The sequence below is a fragment of the Sphingobacterium sp. InxBP1 genome (genome assembly GCF_026191775.1).
GTDB classification, from domain to species: domain Bacteria; phylum Bacteroidota; class Bacteroidia; order Sphingobacteriales; family Sphingobacteriaceae; genus Sphingobacterium; species Sphingobacterium thalpophilum.
Window position 1 is genome coordinate 694,788 of the sequence record NZ_JAINDX010000049.1, and the last position, 19,396, is coordinate 714,183.

Annotated in this window: 21 protein-coding genes and 1 riboswitch; of the genes, 10 read left to right on the forward strand and 11 right to left on the reverse strand. The window is 43.6% G+C overall.

Translation table 11 applies throughout. From position 1 onward, the window contains the following. Window positions 1-51: 51 nt before the first annotated feature. The 7 genes from K7A41_RS22750 (at window position 52) to K7A41_RS22780 (ending at window position 5,096) form a co-directional block, all read left to right on the forward strand. Window positions 52-633, forward strand: a complete 582-nt coding sequence (locus tag K7A41_RS22750; protein WP_265715707.1) for a hypothetical protein — start codon at window positions 52-54, stop codon at window positions 631-633. Window positions 634-637: 4 nt separating this feature from the next. Continuing rightward, window positions 638-1,138, forward strand: a complete 501-nt coding sequence (locus tag K7A41_RS22755; RefSeq protein WP_051606480.1) for an urease accessory protein UreE — start codon at window positions 638-640, stop codon at window positions 1,136-1,138. 61 nt (window positions 1,139-1,199) lie between these two features. Next, a complete protein-coding gene (locus tag K7A41_RS22760) occupies window positions 1,200-1,889 on the forward strand; it encodes an urease accessory protein UreF (RefSeq protein ID WP_265715708.1) in 690 nt (229 codons plus the stop codon). A gap of 11 nt (window positions 1,890-1,900) precedes the next feature. Then, a complete protein-coding gene (gene ureG, locus K7A41_RS22765; protein WP_265715709.1) occupies window positions 1,901-2,539 on the forward strand; it encodes an urease accessory protein UreG in 639 nt (212 codons plus the stop codon). A 2-nt stretch (window positions 2,540-2,541) separates the two neighbouring features. Continuing rightward, entirely contained in the window at window positions 2,542-3,333 is a 792-nt protein-coding gene (locus K7A41_RS22770) for an urease accessory protein UreD (RefSeq protein WP_265715710.1), read from the forward strand. A 40-nt stretch (window positions 3,334-3,373) separates the two neighbouring features. Then, window positions 3,374-4,264: an urea transporter gene (locus K7A41_RS22775; RefSeq protein ID WP_028068589.1), complete on the forward strand. Its 891-nt coding sequence runs from the start codon at window positions 3,374-3,376 to the stop codon at window positions 4,262-4,264. A 25-nt stretch (window positions 4,265-4,289) separates the two neighbouring features. Continuing rightward, window positions 4,290-5,096 carry a DUF2490 domain-containing protein gene (locus K7A41_RS22780; protein WP_028068588.1) on the forward strand — a complete coding sequence of 269 codons (807 nt, stop codon included), beginning with the start codon at window positions 4,290-4,292 and terminating at the stop codon, window positions 5,094-5,096. On the opposite strand, the gene K7A41_RS22785 is transcribed toward K7A41_RS22780, so the two are convergent. The 11 genes from K7A41_RS22785 to K7A41_RS22835 all read right to left on the reverse strand — a co-directional run bounded on the left by K7A41_RS22785 (window position 5,093) and on the right by K7A41_RS22835 (window position 14,606). Next, window positions 5,093-5,980, reverse strand: coding sequence for a helix-turn-helix domain-containing protein (locus tag K7A41_RS22785; RefSeq protein ID WP_028068587.1), 888 nt, complete (start codon window positions 5,978-5,980; stop codon window positions 5,093-5,095). The genes K7A41_RS22780 and K7A41_RS22785 overlap by 4 nt on opposite strands. Window positions 5,981-6,188: 208 nt before the next feature. Next, the gene (locus tag K7A41_RS22790; protein WP_265715711.1) at window positions 6,189-6,716 is read right to left on the reverse strand and encodes a DUF1572 family protein; all 528 of its coding nucleotides are present in this window, start codon (window positions 6,714-6,716) and stop codon (window positions 6,189-6,191) included. A gap of 199 nt (window positions 6,717-6,915) precedes the next feature. Continuing rightward, window positions 6,916-7,659 (reverse strand): GIN domain-containing protein, encoded by a 744-nt coding sequence (locus K7A41_RS22795; RefSeq protein ID WP_265715712.1) that lies wholly within the window; start codon window positions 7,657-7,659, stop codon window positions 6,916-6,918. A 214-nt stretch (window positions 7,660-7,873) separates the two neighbouring features. Further along, complete coding sequence (tenA, locus tag K7A41_RS22800; RefSeq protein ID WP_265715713.1) at window positions 7,874-8,542, reverse strand: thiaminase II; 669 nt, start codon at window positions 8,540-8,542, stop codon at window positions 7,874-7,876. Next, window positions 8,529-9,368 (reverse strand): bifunctional hydroxymethylpyrimidine kinase/phosphomethylpyrimidine kinase, encoded by an 840-nt coding sequence (gene thiD, locus K7A41_RS22805; RefSeq protein ID WP_037532178.1) that lies wholly within the window; start codon window positions 9,366-9,368, stop codon window positions 8,529-8,531. The genes tenA and thiD overlap by 14 nt, the downstream gene beginning before the upstream one ends. Further along, window positions 9,365-9,997: a thiamine phosphate synthase gene (gene thiE / locus K7A41_RS22810; RefSeq protein ID WP_265715714.1), complete on the reverse strand. Its 633-nt coding sequence runs from the start codon at window positions 9,995-9,997 to the stop codon at window positions 9,365-9,367. The genes thiD and thiE overlap by 4 nt, the downstream gene beginning before the upstream one ends. Further along, window positions 9,987-10,790 carry a hydroxyethylthiazole kinase gene (gene thiM, locus K7A41_RS22815; protein WP_265715715.1) on the reverse strand — a complete coding sequence of 268 codons (804 nt, stop codon included), beginning with the start codon at window positions 10,788-10,790 and terminating at the stop codon, window positions 9,987-9,989. Before thiM ends, thiE begins: the two co-directional genes overlap by 11 nt. A gap of 78 nt (window positions 10,791-10,868) precedes the next feature. Then, a riboswitch (TPP riboswitch) is annotated at window positions 10,869-10,961 on the reverse strand. A gap of 38 nt (window positions 10,962-10,999) precedes the next feature. Continuing rightward, window positions 11,000-11,848, reverse strand: coding sequence for a VanW family protein (locus K7A41_RS22820; RefSeq protein ID WP_265715716.1), 849 nt, complete (start codon window positions 11,846-11,848; stop codon window positions 11,000-11,002). A 236-nt stretch (window positions 11,849-12,084) separates the two neighbouring features. Continuing rightward, a complete protein-coding gene (locus K7A41_RS22825) occupies window positions 12,085-12,831 on the reverse strand; it encodes a dienelactone hydrolase family protein (protein ID WP_265715717.1) in 747 nt (248 codons plus the stop codon). Window positions 12,832-12,968: 137 nt separating this feature from the next. Then, a complete protein-coding gene (locus K7A41_RS22830) occupies window positions 12,969-13,856 on the reverse strand; it encodes an NAD(P)-dependent oxidoreductase (protein WP_265715837.1) in 888 nt (295 codons plus the stop codon). A 123-nt stretch (window positions 13,857-13,979) separates the two neighbouring features. Then, complete coding sequence (locus K7A41_RS22835; RefSeq protein ID WP_265715718.1) at window positions 13,980-14,606, reverse strand: Crp/Fnr family transcriptional regulator; 627 nt, start codon at window positions 14,604-14,606, stop codon at window positions 13,980-13,982. Window positions 14,607-14,989: 383 nt separating this feature from the next. Here K7A41_RS22835 and K7A41_RS22840 point away from each other — a divergent pair, with 383 nt between their 5' ends. The 3 genes from K7A41_RS22840 (at window position 14,990) to K7A41_RS22850 (ending at window position 19,355) form a co-directional block, all read left to right on the forward strand. Next, the gene (locus tag K7A41_RS22840) at window positions 14,990-17,602 is read left to right on the forward strand and encodes a TonB-dependent receptor (protein WP_265715719.1); all 2,613 of its coding nucleotides are present in this window, start codon (window positions 14,990-14,992) and stop codon (window positions 17,600-17,602) included. Next, window positions 17,572-18,090, forward strand: coding sequence for a hypothetical protein (locus K7A41_RS22845; RefSeq protein WP_265715720.1), 519 nt, complete (start codon window positions 17,572-17,574; stop codon window positions 18,088-18,090). Before K7A41_RS22840 ends, K7A41_RS22845 begins: the two co-directional genes overlap by 31 nt. Before the next feature lie 68 nt (window positions 18,091-18,158). After that, window positions 18,159-19,355 carry a tetratricopeptide repeat protein gene (locus K7A41_RS22850; protein ID WP_265715721.1) on the forward strand — a complete coding sequence of 399 codons (1,197 nt, stop codon included), beginning with the start codon at window positions 18,159-18,161 and terminating at the stop codon, window positions 19,353-19,355. The last annotated feature ends 41 nt before the right edge of the window (window positions 19,356-19,396 follow it).

Consider the following 19,396-nt stretch of genomic DNA (forward strand, 5'->3'; position numbering starts at 1 on the left):
CACTATGGCGTGATAGCTGATCGCGCCATAGTATATATGAAAAACAGATATATGAAATACATAAAAATCTTTTTGAGTACCTGTCTGGCCACAGCTTGCTTTTCAATACATACAGCCTTTGCCCAAAAAGGTGGCATCATGCTTTATGGCTCGGTCAATTATCACGAGACCACTGCAGGTCACCAATTTGGTGCAGCACCGGTCGGGATCGGTTACTTTTTCAACGACAACATGAATGTCGGGGTCAACTACGGCTTTAATACAGCATACAACAAAGCGCTGGACTTTACAGATCATACTCACGAGCTGGGACCATTCTATAGCAACACCTGGCCTTTAGGTGAGCATTTTATGTTGATCGGACAGGTGGACGCACATTATTTATGGGGCGATCAGCATGTAGTGGGCCAAGAAGGACCTCTTGATGGAAAATACAATGGTTTCCTGTTCAGAGTATACCCATTAGTTGGCATTAACCTCGGAAAGGGCTGGGCACTCAAGGCAAAAGTAGCGGAGCTGTCTTACAAAAAGATCCATGGCAAAGATGCAGTGCTGGCTGATGATCATGAAGTCATTACAGGTATCAACGGTTCTACCGTAGGTTTGGGACTATCAAAAAACCTCTTCTTTTAATCTTATGATCGTTACTGAGATTACAAGAAATAGCCGATATGAGCAGATCCATAAACGTCATGATCTACTTGCGATAGAATGGTATGAAGCCACCAAACGAATACAGCGACTCCGCACAGCTGAAGGTATGGATATCGCAATAAGACTTTTAGGCAATACTGCCTGTCTAAAGGAGGGCGATATTCTATACGAAGACGATGAAAAAGTAGTGATCGTTACGATCCGGCCTTGCTCAGTGATCAAAGTGATTGCGGCTGATTTCCTGGATATAGCTTATCTGTGCAGTGAAATTGGTAACAAACATTTGCCTCTTTTTGTGGAGGCAAATGAATTGCTCATGCCTTACGAACGGTCTATGTTTGAATGGTTGTCCAAACATGGATTCGGCCCCGAACTTTGCGAACGTCAGCTTCTATATCAGCTGAATGCAAACGTGGGTTCCAGACATCATGAGCAGCTGAAATTTTCGACAAAAAATATCTCAATAATGATCGATAGTAAGTAGTAAGCCCGAACACAGCGCACTAACACTTCGCAAGCAAATAATGAACAAATAATTTATGTCAATGAAAAATACCTTTCTGGGCAAATTGCTCCATCTCGCAGATCCTACGCTGCCTATTGGTGGGTTCACGCACTCCAATGGATTGGAGACCTACGTGCAGCAAGGACTGGTCCATGACAAAGCGACGGCTGAGAAATATGTACGACGTAACCTGTGGTACAACCTGAAGTACAACGATGCTGCGCTGATGAGGTTGGCTTATGAAGCAACGATAGCACAGGACCTGCAAGCCCTTATCGCATTGGACCAAGAATGTACTGCGCTGAAAAGCGCCAAAGAAATTCGTGAAGCCAGCAAAAAATTAGGCGTACGTATTTATAAAATATTCAGTCGCTACCAGCCAGAGAATCTGGTGCTCACCTGGGGTGCACTTATACAAAAAAAAGAAGTCGACAGCCACTATTGTCTGATGTATGGGATGCTGGCCGCTCTGCTGGAGATTCCTCTTGAAGAATCGCTGCACGCCTTCTACTATAATGCGGCGATCACCATGGTAACCAATGCCGTAAAACTCGTGCCACTAGGGCAGTTGGACGGCCAGGATATACTATTTAGCCTGCACGAGGACATCCTTGGCCTCTGTCAGGAGACGTTGTCAGTTGAACGAAACTTAGTGGGCCTCTGCAATATTGGATTTGATATCCGCTGCATGCAGCACGAACGATTATACTCTAGGGTTTATATCTCTTAAAAATATACAAAATGGAAAATAGAAAATATGTTAAAATTGGTGTCGGTGGCCCTGTGGGCTCTGGTAAAACTGCTTTGTTGGAAAGATTGAGCCGCCGTTTAGTGAATGAACTTGACCTTGCGGTGATTACCAACGATATCTACACCAAAGAAGATGCAGAATTTATGGCAAAAAATAGTTTATTGCCGCGCGAACGTATCATCGGGGTGGAGACCGGTGGCTGCCCGCATACAGCCATACGCGAAGATGCCAGTATGAATTTAGAAGCTGTTGACGAATTGGCGAGCCGTTTTCCCGACCTCGAGCTGATCCTGATTGAAAGTGGAGGCGACAACCTGACATCGACCTACAGTCCCGACCTTGCGGATATTACCATCTTTGTCATCGATGTGGCTGAAGGCGAGAAAATGCCGCGTAAGGGTGGTCCTGCAATTACTCGTTCCGATCTTCTGCTGATCAACAAAAAAGATCTGGCACCATATGTCGGCGCAAGTCTCGAAGTGATGGAAAACGATGCCCGTAAAATGCGTAGAGGAGCTCCCTTTTTATTTTCCAATTTAAAAACTGGCGAAGGATTGGAGGAAATTGTGGGCTGGATCAAAAAATATGCATTGCTACAGGATATTGAAGAACCTAAGTTGTTACGTTAATTATGGTGTGTTCTTTAGCTGTTAAAATAGCCCATCGTGAAGGAAAATCCTTTATGAAGGATGCGTACGTCACCCAGCCCTTTCGTATTGTTCCAGTCGGGCAATACCAAAATGACAATGCAGCCTATCTGATGATTATGAGTTCCTCTCCGGGGCTGCTGGATGGCGATGATCATCAGATCCAGATAGATATTGATGCCGGTGCGAAGTTGCAGTTGCAGACGCAGGCCTATCAACGGTTGTTCCATATGAAGGGACACTCTTCTCAGACCATGCAGGTCCGTCTTGGCGAAGGGGCTGTGTTCTCTTATGTGCCTCACCCTGTTGTTCCACAGCATTCTTCACATTTTTTGAGCCATAATGTTGTTCACCTTGCGGCAAATTGCCATTTATTGCTGAGTGAAATCGTGACCTGTGGGCGTAAGATGTCGGGAGAAGAGTTTCAATATAACCATTTTCAAAATTTGACGGAATGCTTCGTTAATGGAAAGCTGGTTCTCAAGGACAACGTACTTCTGCAGCCTGATCGTATGCCTATTCAGGGGCTCGGTATTTTGGAAGGTTATACACATCAGGGTACTCTAATCTATCTGAATAGTGCAGGACTGGACCCGACTGATTGGGTTGAAACGTTCTATGAAAAATATGGCGAAACAAAAGACGTCGCTTTTGGCATCAGTCAATTACAGCAGGATGGTTTTATGATACGTGTATTGGGTTATGGCGCAGAGCAGCTGTACATGCTTTTTAAAGAAATTGAAAGTATACTGTGGACGTCGCTGTTTCTGAATTAAGCCATCCTCACAATTGAACAAATAACAAAATTATCTACGTATGAAAAATAACATCCTCGCCTTTGTAAAAGCTTTCTTTAAAGGATTTGGGCAGATTATGCTCCAAGGCAATAGCTGGACCGGCCTATTGTTTATCGGAGCAATTATTTATGATTCAGTACTGATGGGATTTGCCGGAATTCTGGCGAATATAGTTGGCATCCTAACAGCCAGACTGATGAAGTTTGATGAGGAGCACATCCATGATGGACTGTTTGGTTTTAATGCTGCATTGTATGGAATCGCAGTGGTTTTTTATTTTCAGGCAAACATCTGGGTATGGGGAGCCTTGATCCTTGGATCAGCTTTGACCACCATGCTAATGGGGTTCGCTTTGAAAAAAAATGTTCCTGTCTTTACTTTCCCTTTTATCGTCATCACCTGGATCGCACTATATGTGTTGAGTATTCCTGAATTGGCACTACGGACAGTGCCTGATCATTTTGTCGATATCGAGGAGATGGATGATTTCCTAATTGAAGGGCATGCGTTCGGACAGGTGATCTTTCAGGGCAGTCTAATTGCAGGACTGATTTTCTTTATCGGAGTTTTTATCAGCAAGCCTATTGCAGCTCTTTATGCGTCGGCCGCTGTAATCGTAAGTATCTATATATCCCACCACGGGCACGAATCTACAGATATGACCAATAATGGTATTTTTAGCTTCAATGCGGTTTTGGTGGGAATTGCACTCAGCGGCCAGCGTGTTCGCGACGGTGTATACGTGCTTATCGCTGTTGTGATAGCCACTTACTTTGATCATTTTATGATACATCATGGCTGGACTACCCTGACTTTTCCCTTTGTCTTTGCTATGTGGGTGATGGAACCCATCAAACGAATAGACAAATGGCTAGTTAACAGGTTCTCGACCGAAGTGGAGACTTCCTGATATCATTCGAATTAAAATTTAGGATATGTTGAAATATCATTTAATAAAAGTACTCCCAATTATCCTGTTTTTGGGAGCACAAATCCAACCGGCTTACGCGCAGGTAAGCCCTCCCGGGCTAGGGAAAGCGAAAACAGCTTCCTGGTGGGTATTGGGGCTAAAGCGCAAGCTGGACAGTGCGGGTACGAAGGAAGCCCTTACCTATATCGGACTAGGCACCAAGAGCACTCCGGATGATGCCGACCCATTTCATAAGCAGGCAATCTGGGTGTTGAATCACGAGGTATACCACAAATTTGCGCCGAATCAACAGTATAGTTATGCATTGAGCTACCGGCGTCAAAGTGTATATGACGATCTCGCCCCGTATTCCAATCAAGGAGTTGAACAAGAATTCCGTTTATACGGCCGATATGCATATACATTTGAACTGGCGCAGCGCTGGAAATGGAAAAATACCCTACGGCAGGAGTTCCGGAAATTTTTCACAGCTAATTTCCATAAAGCGGAAGAAAATTTTCAGCTCCGAACACGCCTCAAATCGCAGGTTAATTTCAGAATTTCGGATAGAAATAAACAAGAGCTGGCGCTCAGCGCGGAAGGGCTTCTGGCTATTAGCAGAATGAATGAACCCGAAGTGTGGACAAGCTTTGGCTATAAAGAAACACGATTAGCCTTCTATTATATGACCGATATTCCAAAGACACCTCTACGGTTGGATATTGGTTATATGAATGATTTGATCAGAGGCTATGATAAGGGGGGCTTTGGTGTTCATTACCTGGCGGTGGACCTGATCTGGAATCTGCCTTATCATAAAGATAAACGCTAAGTCCCGATAAATTTGTGTTTACGATAATCACTGGGTGAATACCCGGTGATTTTTTTGAATAGGCGGGTAAAATAGGATGGCGATTGGAATTTTAATTCAAATGCAATGCCTGCAATATCCCTGGTGGCGTCCTGTAACAAGATTTGGCTATGTAAAATACTGGTTTCCATAATCCATTGTTTAGGTGGTTTATTGGTAGCCTCTTTGACACATTTATTTAGATAATTTTCCGAAATGTGCAGCAGGTTGGCGTAAAACAGTACATTTTTATGGTCAATATGAAATTTCTGTACATACTCACGAAAACGGAACGCAATATCAAGTTGTCTGCTCATTGGCGCTTTCGTTTCGATATCCGACCTGATCACTTTTAGTAAAACACACTGCATCATCGAAATGCATACCTCCATGATACGGCTCTCCGTAAAAAGTTCCTCCTCCAGTAATATCAGCATCTGTTGGATCCAATTGGCCACATGAGGCTTCAACGTCGTAAAAGGATGTGAGTTAAAAAACTTAATATCATTTATCCCAAGTTCGATATCGGTCACGATTTCGTTCTCGTAAACAACAAAAAAACCTTCGACATCTTCAGAAATAGCCAATGTTGCTGTTATATTGCCCTGCTTAATATTGATGACGTGGTTTTCGGTAAGCGTATAAGATGCCGATTCCAGATGCTGTGTCAGTGACCCTTTAGTCACGAAAATAAGAAAGTTGAATGTCGTGCGATATGGTATAACTGGCATTAATATGCTTCGAAGATAATTTTCGATTCGATATACCTGAATCTTATTCTCATTAAACAATGTATGTTCGGAAACATCAGGTAGGAATAACTTTTTATACTCGTAATTGTTGATGATCTTAATCGAATTCTTCATCGGTAGATAATTATTGAAGCTGAGCCAGAACAATAGCTTCTGGGCTTCAGATACTCCTTGTCGCCTTTTTCGCTTATCTATAAATCAAGCGAAAAAGGCGACAAGGAGTACAACAAATATAATCAAATCTTTGTTAGAATAGAAGCTATAAAACCCGATACATAACAATTCGCCTAGATCAGACAGCTACGGCCACATGTCATTCCGATCACCTCTTCTTCTGCGCAAATTTCTCTTGATTATAGCTTTCAGACCTACCCTTCGGTATAGACAAAGAAGCCCATTGTTCATCCAGACACATTTTCCCGATGTAAACAATTTGTCCCACATGATAGGGATAATGTGCAAGCTGGCGGTGGACAGCTTCCAGAACGGTATGTTCCTCTCCCCGAATAAGGATTGTTTTTGACAGATCCTGTGTGCTCAAAGCTTCGAGGGCTTCAAATAAACATTCCCATCCCCGCTCCCATAAGCCGAGAAGCTCCTGCCGGCTCATGTCCGAATTTTCGAATTCCATGTCACGGTTTCTCCCTGCTTTTTCACCGTCAGAATGCAAAAAATCAGTCCAGCGCGAAAGCATATTTCCATGGAGATGCTTTACGATATGGGCAATACTGTTACTGGAAGCGTTAAACTGCCAGAATAATTGCTCATCGTTCAATTGAGAAAAAGTTCTGTCTCCCAAGGATTTGAAGTCCCTGAATTGCTTGAGACTACTCGCTAAAAAATTGTCCATTATACCGCATTAAGTGTGTTTTTACATGGAGGACAAGATACGAAAATTCTGGGCCACATCGAATGAAAATACCGCAGTTGACAGAGCGATGACTGCAGTTAAAGCGGAAAAAAAACAAGGCGGTCCCGGGGAAGGATCCGCCTTTAGCTAACTAAACATTAAACATAAATAAACAGTCTTTTACGACTTAAACTAAATATTAGAGCACTACACTGCCGCTGGTTGATTTATCAACCTGGACATTTCTTGGCTTATTTTTTAAGGCAATCTTTGCCGACGTAGACACTTTACCTTGCAAGTTGTCTTTTACACTGAGGGTAACAGCAGCGGATGTACTTGCATTAATATGGGCATTTTTCGTCGTAAAGGCTGCCATATTGACGGAAGCAGAAGAGCTGACGTTCAGATCCAGGTTAGTCGCATCTCCTGTGATTTCCTGCTTCGACGAACTGTTTGAACTTACAGTAAGGTTTCGGGCTCTCAGGTCTGTCGTTAATCTGCTTGAGGAACTTGTGGATAAATTGATATCATCTGCGATCAATTTTTTGAGCACCACCTTTGCCGAGGACGAAACGCTAACGGAAATTTTGTCCGCAGTAATGGTTTCATCGGTGTAGATCGAACCGCTGGATGAAGCTGTAAAGCTTGTCGGTATCTTGTTTGAATACACTGTTACCCGATTATTTCGTGCATTCCTGACCTGAGAATTCCGCCTGTACTGAACGTGTAGTACGCCGTTTTTTACTGTTGTTTCAATTAGTGAAAGATGTTCAGCGTTGTCGGCCTCTACCACGACCTCATTCCGGTTAGAACGGACATAATCGACACGCAGAGATGTAGCAGCCGATATGCCATCGGGTGCAGAAATTTTTCGGGTTTCGCGTTCTTGGCCGTGTGCGACACACAAGAATGAAATAAAGGCGATGGTTAAGATTCTTTTCATTGTTTTTTGTATTAGTATTGTTTTATGCTCTGATTATGATTAGCAATTCATCGCTTCCGTAGAGCTGCACGATTTTTCCATTAACTCTATATCTATAATAGTGATGCCAAAATACAATGTATTTGTAACTAGTTGTGTTATAGGTTGTTTTTTATTTGACCGTTTTTTGCGATTGCCCATTTATGAACAATCGCTGTTCGCTATCGGACATTTTTTATGTATTTGTATGCATCCACATCCTCTTTTCGTATGCTGCCTGCCAGAAGGAATACTCCAGGCTCGAAGCTGTTATAAATACTTGTCGCATCCGCTTCCGGTTTGTTGCAGTAGTTTGCTCCGCTATTTTATCCACATAGTCCTTCGCTTTTAAAACACCCTCGGCAAATTCCTCGCTGCTGTAGGTCCCTATCCACTTGGTATATGGGTTTTTGCTCATCTCGGCAATTGATAAAATATAATCACCCACCTTTTTGTAAATCCAGAAGCAGGGTAGGGTTGCCGCCATCGCGACTTCCACAGGTTCGAAGGCAGCTATACTCTTAAGAAAATGAATGTAGTGATGACAAACGGGGCCCACACTGTTACTATTTTCAGTATCGAAACCAAATTCCCTGAAATAATCTCCATGAAGCGCTTTTTCAACAATAAGGGCATTCCTTCCAAATTCAAAATAATCGAGAGCCTGCTGATTATTCACGCTTTTAGCGCCGATATAGGCTAGGACGCGTCCAAAGTCTTCAAGATATAATACATCTTGCTGCATATAAAATTGGAACTTGTCCAAAGGCAAGCTGCCCCTACTCAGTTCGGTGATAAAAGGCATCGCAAGAATGTCGTTATAAATGGGAGTGATAGCTTCCCAGGCATTGTCAGTCCATTTCATGGCAAATTAATTGTTGTGGGTGATGGAAATGATTGAGCGGCCCATTTCCTTTGCCGATCATCAGATCTTTGCTGGATCTGATCGCTTCATGAACATAATCCAATGCGGCTGTGACAGCCCGGTCTAGTGGCAGATGAAGAGCAAGTTGACTTGCGATGGCGGAGGATAACGTACAGCCCGATCCATGGGTGTTTTTGGTTTCTATTTTCTCTGATCTAAACACGAGGGCCGTTTTGTCCTGCTGAAACAGGAGGGAAGTAAGTTGAGCCGTCTGCAAATGGCCGCCTTTAATGAGTACCGCCCGACAGCCCTTCTTCAAAAGTTGATCGCCGGCCTTTTCCATTTCGGGTACACTATCAACTTGCTTACCGATGAGCACGCTGACTTCGTCCAAGTTGGGGGTGATGATCCTTGTCAGTGGAAATAGCAGGTCTACGCAGGCCTGTATAGTGTCGTCCTGTATCAGTTTATGGCCACTTGTGGAGACCATGACAGGGTCAAATACAATGTCGCCGGTGTAATCTCTTAAGTAAGAACTGATCAGTTCAACGAGTTCGGTGCTGTGAACCATGCCAATTTTGATGGCATCCGGATATATGTCCTCAAATATCGCATCAAGCTGTTCACGTACCGCTTGAGTTGGTATTTCATAAATATTTCGTACGCCCTGCGTATTTTGAACAGGTAACGCGGTCAGAACATTCATCGCGTAACAGCCTAGTGCTGATATGGCTTTCGTGTCTGCCTGTATGCCTGCACCTCCGCTGCCGTCAAATCCGGCAATACTCAGTACAGTAGGCACGCTATATGTTGTTATTGTTGTCATCGAAGTAAGTGTTTTAATTGTGCACTGCTTTCTCTGGGATCTTGGCTCCGGCAGATCGCGGAAACGACTGCTATGGCATTGGCACCTGCGTCCCAGGCGGCACCGGCCGTTGCGAGATTCATGTTGCCGATGGCTATCAGGGGCTTTTTCGTACGCATGCGTAACTGCCGCAAGCCTGAGATGCCCCATTCGCCAATAGTGTCTGTTTTCGTCGGAGTGGAAAATATCGGACTTACCCCCAGATGGTCAGCGGCATTTAACTGTTCACTTTCCAGCTGAGCAAGGGCATCCATCGACCAGCCTATGTGTATGCTGTTGCCGAATTTTTCCCGTATAGCCAGGGGCGGCAGGTCTTTTTGTCCAACATGTACGCCCCATGCACCAACGTCGGCAGCAATATCTATGGCATCATTGATAATTAACGGAATTCCATAATGGTCGGTGAGACGTATAAGCTTATGGGCTTTTTCCAGAAAATCGGAATAGACTGCTTTTTTTTCACGTAGCTGCACAATATCTACGCCGCCAATTATTGCTTCTTCCGCAACCTGTAGCCAGGGCTGTGGGTAGCAATCCTCCTCCGAGATAACCAGATACAGAGGGTAAGGAAACTGTGGGCTAAACGCCATGGCAGGTAATCTGAAGATGTGTCTTTAGGGTGTCCTCATCCAGGCGGTATAGTTCGTCGTAAAGGTTTACCTGCAGGGAGCCCGGACCTGCGGATCTTCCGGCTGCCAGTTCTCCGGCAAGGCTCAAAATGGAAACTCCCGCTACTGCTGCGTCAAATACTTGCCCCGTGACGCCGATAAATGCACCAATGAGGGCGGTGGCGCTACAGCCCAAGCCTGTTACCTGGGTCATCATGGCGTGGCCATTACGTACTTCGGCCAAACGCTGATCCGAAAGGATATAGTCAACCTTTCCCGAGATACAGATAACGGAACCGGTTTGCTGTTGCAGACCTTTGCCTGAATCAACCGCAGCAGCGCTGTCAGCAGTGCTGTCCACGCCTTTTGTGGTCGCCTGCTGGACGTTATATAAACTCATGATCTCTGATGCATTTCCCCGGATTATAGTTGGCCGAAGTTCCAGTAGGTTAGCCAGTAGGTCGTTTCGGAAAGCGGAGATACCGGCACCTACCGGGTCCAGCACCCAGGGCTTCCCATTATTGTTTGCATGTTCGGCGGCAATAAGCATAGCCTCGGCAGTCTGCTCACTTATTGTACCGATGTTTAAAACGAGCGCCTGAGCCAGATCCACAACTTCCTGCACTTCAGATGGGCTATGAACCATGACCGGTGATGCGCCAAGTGCAAGTAAGGCATTGGCCGTATTGTTCATAACCACCATGTTGGTAATATTGTGCACTAGGGGCCTTTGCTGCTTGACTCTTTTTAATAGTTGAATAATAGTTTCTTCCATGCCTTCAGTTCTTTTATGTCTTGTTGTGGCTTTGTCAGGAAGAATCGGGACAGTCGGACTTGTCCATCCTATCGTATATGTCAAGCGGATGCTTTTCCCTACGTCGGTGTAAACCGTATCAGGTTCAAAGGGACTATCTCAATTCTGTACAGAATACCCCCAAAGCCACATCAAACTTAATCAAAAAAAAGGAGAAACAGAAAGGCTGTCTATTCAGTAGTGCCTTTTTCGTTTTTGGGATCAGGCACAATATAGTAAGGGGGAGTATAAGCAACCCGTGCAAAATTCTTCATTATGCACGCTGTCTCGATTATCTTACCGCCCTCGAATTTTAACAGCTTTTCGCGCCAGATCTCATTTTTACGGTAGAAGTCGTTGCCGATCTTCAGAAATTGGTGCGCGCGCTCAAACACATGGTAGGCAAAATCCAGTTCCTGATCAATCCTAAGCTCACCTTCCAGACATTTTTCGGTAAACCACAGGTTAATCTGGAAGGTATGGTCCGTATGGTTGGTGAATTGATAGTCGCGATAATTGTAGAATATGGTCGCGCCACTACCAAAAGGCAGAACTCGGCCATCGTCTGGAAAAGGATCGAAGGAATGGTGATAGCGTTCAGCGACGGTTAGCGGGCTGTGGATCACGAGCCAGTGGATAAGATTGGATATCTGGCATATGCCACCCCCTATGCCCGCCCTAGCCTCTCCAAAAGAGAGTTCCATCCCCGGAAGATACCCTTTCTTTTGTGTCGGCAGTCCTACGAGTTTACAGAACGAGAACGTCTCACCTGGCCGGATTAAAATCCCAGTGATCTGCTGTGCCGCAATCTTGAGGTTGGTTACTTTATTGATCTGAAGCTGCATATTGTTCTCTCCAAGCTTCTTCAATAAAACCGACTGGTGCTTCTTTACCCTGAACCGAAGCAACTCTGCTGTTTTTGCCTGTGCATATCGCTTATTGTCCAACAGCCAGATGGCTTTTCTTTGTATTCTTCTTACCCAGACAGCGATTGTATAGAGTAGAGGATGGCGCTGACTGATTAATTTTCGTTTTGCCACGAATAAAACCCGATTATAAATTGTTTCCGCACTTGTATTGTCCTAGTATTCCTGTCTTATGTGTTTGGTTTTTCTTTTACTGTTATATTGTCTCGGAGGGATCTGACTGTCCGCAGTCATCTTATCGCCATTGGTATTGCTGTGGCCGCATACCCTAATAGTACCAGCGGTGATAAGATGATGTAACAATTGGACGATGAGCCATTGAGATGCAGTATGCAGTTGTCTGACGGTTTCTATTTGTCCAATACTTCTTTTAAAAATAACAGCATATGGTCCCAGGCACGTTTGGCCATTATCGGGTTATATTCGGGAGATTCGGGATTGGTAAACGTATGCCCAGAGTTAGCATACGTAATAATCTGCCAATCTGCATGGCCGTCGTTTAGTTCCTTGACTAACCCCTCATAATCTTCTTTCGATACGCTCTTGTCTGCCGCGGGGTGTTGGATAAGTACTTTAGGGGCAATTGGCGTATTGGTACGGTCAGCTGCTTTGGATAAGCTGCCATGGATACTGACAACTGCGGCCACCGGAAGTCCCCCCCGTGCTGTTTCCAGTGCACCTGTTCCGCCAAAACAATAGCCGATGACAGCAATCTTGGTGGGTGCAGCGCCAGCTTTTTTAAGCTGTTCCAATGCTGCGGCAATGCGACGTTGATAGGCTTTATAGTCGGCCTTATATTGGCCAGCAATCTTCGAAGCGGCAGTATTATCGGCCGGCACATTTCCTTCACCGTAAATGTCTGCTATAAAGGCGACGTAACCTTCTTTCTCTAGCTGTAGAGCTGCTTGCTTTGCTTCATTATCAATTCCTTTCCAGGCAGGCAAAATTAACACGCCAGGTCCATTCTTAGCTGGGGTGGATGTCATCAGTCCGTTGAGCTTCTGTGCTCCGTCTTGGTAGGAAATCGGTTTCAGCTGTTGGGCAATGCTTGTCATCGTAATCATCGTTAATATAAATAGTGTCAAAGCTGTTTTCATGTTTTCTTAAATTAACTGTTCATCTCGTACTGGCTTAGCCGGATCTTCACTGCCACCGGTCGGGTTATGAAAAGCCCTGAATTACTTCATTATCAAGTGCCGGTCCAGCCGTATTTTTGTGTCAATCAGTAAACGATTTAAATGGAAAATTGTTTTATGGATTCTATGATCCCAATGACATCCTGTTGGCCCAGGCCGTTGCCTTGTGCCTTCTGGTAGGTGTCGAGCAGGGCACCAATCAAGGGGTAGTTTGCTCCCGCTTGCTGCGCAAGACGGATGTCTTTTAGCATCAGATCCAATGCAAATGCCGGTGTATAGTCTTCTGCTATCAGTAAAGGGGTTTTTACTTTCGTTGCGCCGCTGCCACTGGCACTGTCGTTGATGATCTCCAGCATGTCACTTCGCCCGATTCCCAGCTTATCCGAAAATAGGATCGTTTCAGCAAGGCCCTGATAGATGATCGACAGGAAATAATTGATCGCAAGTTTAGCGGCAATGCCTTTGCCGTTTTCGCCGAGGTGTTTAATGGATTTGCCCATTTTTTCAAGATAGGGGCGCGCGCGCTCAAGGTCTGCCTGCTCACCGCCGACCATAATAATCAAAGTTCCGTCTGCGGCTGGTTTGGTACTTCCCGCCACAGGAGCGTCCAAAAATGAAGCGCCCCGCTCTTTTAATTTAGCAGCTAGAGCTACACTGGCACCGCGTGATATGGTGCTCATGTCCACAAATAGTTTTCCCTGTATCTCTTGTTCAAGAATAATACCATATACTTCCAGTACAGCTTTGTCATCTGTTAACATTGAAAAGATGACGTCATTGGATTGAACTAGCTCCACGATACTGCTTTGTACTGTAGTATGGTGTTCGAAATCTTTCGCCTTAGCGATATTTCTGTTATAGACAGCGAGAGGAAAGCCCGCACGTTCTAAGTTTTTGGCCATGGGATACCCCATATTGCCCAGTCCTATAAATCCAATGTGATCTGTTTTCATGTCAGAAGATTTTGTCTGGTCCGAAAAATTTATTTTGAATTAAAGATACAAATGTTTTTCGGATCGAAGTACGGCGCTTTACGCCGAAATAATAAAGGAGATAATGTCTTTGCAATTAATCGCGTCATCTTTGTGCGGATATCTTCCATTCCGTTGTCAGATCAAAACCCGTATCTCATTGCGTAGCAATACGATTTTATTTTCGTTTTCGAGCTTCTTTAGAATTCTGGACACCACGACCCGTGAGGTATTCAAATCGGAGGCTATATTCTGATGTGTAAGCGTGAGAATTCTCTCTGCATTGAGTCTCATCTTCGTGGTCAAATAACTAAGGATACGCTCTTCCATATTTGAGAACGCGAGGCTATCTAGGGCTTGTAGCATTTCGTCCATTCGGCTGGCGTAACTTCCCACAATAAAATTGCGCCAAGAAGCGTATTTTCCCATCCAACGGCTGACGAACTCATTGGGGATCATAGCGAGAGTTGTTTGTCTTTCGGCGATGGCACGGATTTCGCTTTTTCTATTGCTTAAACAACAGGCAATGGACATGGTGCAGGTTTGCCCTTTTTCGAGATAGTACAACAGCAACTCGCCTTGTATATCATCTTCCCGAACGATTTTGACGGCGCCTTCAAGCAGCAGGGGCATCGACCGTATATATTGTCTCGAATCGATGATTAAGTCGCCCTCGCTGAAACTTTTGTTAATAGCCACTTCGTTGATTTCAGCAATCAAGGCCGGCTCAAGTACAGCAGCATAAACTTGTTCAATGGATAACATAACAATTAATCTTGCCTAAAGATAGTTATTTTTCAGCCGTTACCGTACAGCTCCGTCTAAATCAATTCATCATCAATCATTAGGAAGCTGCTCAATAGAGCTATTGGATTAATAAAGATTTATCCGACTTATTCAAAATGGACAAAATTTTATTTTGGATGCTTTTGCCAAATTTTTATAAAAAAGCTGTTGTGTATGATTTATTTCTAATAAAACGATGTCAAGCAGATAATTATATTCTAAAAAACGCTGTTCTGATGAATACGATTAAAATATAGAGTTGCCATACTTCGAGAGAAGGAAGCTTACCTAGTGTTAAAATTAGTTAAAAAGACAATCAATTCCTAATTTTGCGGCACAAAAACAAAACAATCACATCTAACATGAAAAAGTCTTTACTTTTTTTTGCACTTTTTTTTGCCAGTTATGGTGCTATTCAAGCACAAAGTGCAAAATCTAGTTCGGTTTCAGGAGTTGTAAAAGAGGCTACTGGACAAACAGTTAAAGGGGCAACTATTAAAATCATCCACATTCCAAGTGGTCAAGTGTTCAGCGGCTCAGCTGATGCCGACGGCAAATTTCAAATTTTAGATCTCCAAGCAGGTGGGCCTTATAGATTGGAAGTGACTTATATTGGTCAGCAACCTGTTGTTATCGAAGGTGTTATGCTAAAATCAGGGGAGGTGCTCAACTTGAATCCTACCTTTGCAGCCAATTCTTCTACAAATCTAGATGAGGTTGTGATTGTTGGTCATGGTGTGATCGATATTGCTGCAGGCAGAAAGACTCCCATTGCTGTTTCGACAATTCATAAAAGAGATTTAGAGGAAAAGGTAGGTGCTCAGGATATTACTTCGGCGCTTGCAAATACGCCATCTGTTTACATTACGGGGCAGGCCAAAGGCTTTGGCGAGTCATCGATGACCACACGTGGTTTTGATCAGTCCAACACGGCGTTTTTATTGAATGGTCAGCCGATCAATGGAATGGATAATGGTAGTGTCTATTGGTCGAATTGGTCCGGTCTTACAGACATCGCATCTTTAGTACAGATTCAACGTGGTTTGGGTTCCTCCAAATTGGCGATATCATCAGTGGGCGGTACTGTTAACTATGTTACTCAATCCACTGCCATGAAAGAGGGCGGTTTTATCAGAACGACCGTGGGTAATGATATGTTCATGAAAGCGACGGTAGGGTATAATACTGGTCTGATGAAAAATGGCTTTGCAGTATCCGCCATGTTCACACAGTGGTCCGGCAATGGATATACAGATCATACCGAAGGTGCAGGACAAAGTTATTTCTTGTCGGTTGGTTATAAAGCGAGTGAAAAGCACAACTTGAACTTTATGGTTACTGGCGCACCACAATGGCATAATCAAGGCTATACATCGAAACTGTCAAACTATTTGCAACACGGCAAACGCTTCAATGACAACTATAAAGATGTTAACGGCGTTATGATGAACCCACAGAAAAATTTTTATCATAAACCGGTGGCGAACTTAAATTGGGACTGGACAATTAATGATAAGTCGTCATTGTCCACTGTGGTGTATGCCTCTTTGGCAGCTGGGGGAGGACAGGGGCTTAAATCGGATAAGTATAATAAAGGCGGATACCTAGCAGCGGACGTGAACAATCACCAGTGGTTTGGTATTGTTTCAAATTATAACAACAAACTGACCGAAAATCTAAATGTGAATGTAGGATTTGATGTTAGAGATTATAAAGGGACACATTACCGTAAGCTGATTGACCCTTTGAGCAATACAGAGGGTGTCGTATTGGGAGGCAATGTGAACTTGCCCCAGCTGCCTCGGGTTACCGAAACCTATTCAACCAATCCATGGAAAGCATTCGCTAGCAAACCTGATGCGAGAGAAAATAGGCTGGCATGGGATTATAACCAATATATTCGTTACGCAGGTCTCTTTGGACAGATCGAATATGCAAAAGATGGATTTACTGCATTTTTTCAGGGTTCATTGTCCGAGCAGCAAAATATCCGTAAAGACTATTTTCAGTACACTCCTGGCAATGAAAAGTCCAAAGATGTCAATAATTTTGGCTACAATACCAAGGGGGGACTTAGTTATACATTGGGGCAGCACACCATATTCGGTAACGCCGGGTATTATGCTCGTCAGCCCTACCAAAACAATATTTTCATGAATTATGCAAATGATATCAATGAAAATGCGGTGAACGAAAAAATCCTTGGATTAGAAGCAGGATACAAATTTGCTTCAGACTATTTAGATGTGGATGTAAACGTTTACAGAACCACTTGGGACAACCGGGTTACGGGTAGTTCCAGATTAGCAACAGACAAAGACGTAGCTAAGTATAATCCCGACAACGATCCGGGTATCCTTGTGGCTGGTCAATTTATTTATACAACAAACTATGGTGTCAAACAGGACCATAGGGGGGTAGAACTGGATGTGGCTGCTCGGCCGTTCAGCGGATTGACCTTGACTGGGTTTGCGTCAGTTGGTGATTGGAAATATGATGGGAAAGTGACCGCTGTAGACCGTAATGATAATCGTGTCGAATTGGGTCGTGAAGAAGTAGACCTGACGGGAGAACATGTTGGAAATGCAGCGCAGACAACCTATGGTTTCGGTGCGAAATACATCCTGTTCAAAGGGTTCTCCATTGACGGGAACTATAGACAGTACAATAGACTCTATTCTTCAAAACACCGAACCGTCGAAGAAGATGGTCGAAAAATGGGGCGTGTACTGGAGCTTCCTTCCTTCAATCTACTCGACGCCGGATTATCTTATGAAGTGAAAGTCAATGACAAAAACACCATGAGCTTCCGTGTGAATATGAATAATGTATTGAATAAATTCTACATTTCGGAAGCTACCTCAAGTAATGTGACGACTGATGTGGATAAGACATGGAACGGTATCGATACCTCCAACTTTGTCTTAATCGGTCAGGGCCGCACATGGAACGCTTCGGTGAAATTTACGTTCTAAAAATCGGCAACGAATCAGTAAAAGGACCCACAAATAATATTGTGGGTCTTTTTTTGTTTTTTAATAAAAACTTAATACTTTTAGGTGATCTAACTGTCGACCTGATGTTGCATAAATTAATTTGTCTGGATAATTTGCAGATAGGCACTGTCTATTTTTCTGCGTTTGTTGTTAATCTGGATGGTGGTAATACTGGTTTTGCTTTATATATTAACCAAGAAAGTGATCCCATCTTTATTTTTAGAAAAGAAAAGAAAAATGAAGTTTCTTTTCACGTCAATGAAGAACAGTTTTTTTGGATTGTTAAAAATAGTCAGTTCAGTCCAGGTGAACGACAGGATTTTTTTGCTGAGTTTGTGGAATTTCTGCGTCTAATGGAAGATAAAGTTTCAAATTATGTTTTCAAACGTGAAAAATTAATCCGATTTACCAATTCCAGAGATATAGTTCGGTATAAATATCTGTATTTGACAGGTGAGTCGCAGTAACAGGCATAAAAGGGGAAATGCACAGCGGTTAAATTTCTTTTGTAAAGAAATTTAACTTAGTTTTGGATATGAAGCAAATGATTTCAAATCTATCTGTTATCCTCCAGGGCAACGTGCTTACAGAAACTGATTTTCAATTTCCCCCAACGGTATTGCTTGCCAAATATTCTTTTTTGCCAATTACTTCTTTTTTTCCGGATGAAAGCATTGCTATCGCTCAAGATTGGCTCCAGGCCATCCCTCAGGGAGTGATAAGTGAACTGTTTACAGGTTTTTTGGATGGAATACTGGCCACAGGTAATCCCGTCGCCCGTTTTGAAGAGATCATCTCATCCACGGGGCATGTACTTGCCTACAGTTACCTCGGACTCTATTATTATAAGACCAATGCATATCAGAATGCTGCCGAAGTGTATTCGCGGGCAATTGAAAAATACCCGGAAGAAGCCTATTTCTATGCTAGCCGATGTCTGATCTATCGGCTCATGGGCGAGGAAGAAGGTGCGTTTTACGACTATCAAATTGCGAAAAGATTGGATTTTAATTACCACAGTGTGCTCGAATGGCAAGAAAACCAAGGCGACATCACATATTTTGAAGCTGAAAATCTGGTTATCCAGGAACTTGAACCTAAACAGCAGCAACTGAGTGTAGATGAACTGAATTCATTGGGATTGGAGTATGTTCATTGTTATGATTATGTGAAAGCTATAGAGCTTTATTCCATGGCGATCGAACGGAATGAAAGCCCCGATAGCAATCTTCTTATTTTTAGAGGCAGCCTTTATTTAAAGCTAACCTGTTTTGAACTGGCGCTGCGCGATTTTAATCAGGCGATCGCACTCGATGCACAACAGACAGCCGCCTATATATTTCGGGCCAAAGTATTCGAATCATATCGCTACACCCAAAAAGCGTTGGCAGACTATGCAAAAGCCGAAGAGCTCGATGCCCAGTCGTCTATTGTCTTTGAAGAAAGGGCTTCACTATTTGAACGCCTAGGGTCTCTCCATGAAGCATTATCAGATTTCGACCGTCTTGTCGAACTGAATCCCACAGACTTTTACGTCTATTCCCTGCGGGCTGATCTGAAGGAAAAACTGGCGGACATGCAAGGAGCACTACTTGATTATTCGCGGGCGATAGAACTAAATCCATATTATTCTGATCTATATGCCTATCGGGCGGCAATTAAAGAAAAATTGGGTGATAGTGAAGGGGCTAAACAAGATTTGGAAAAGTTTGAAGAACTGGAAGATGAATAGCCTGTAATCCGCAAAATCAATACGCCCGAGGTTCCGTCAGG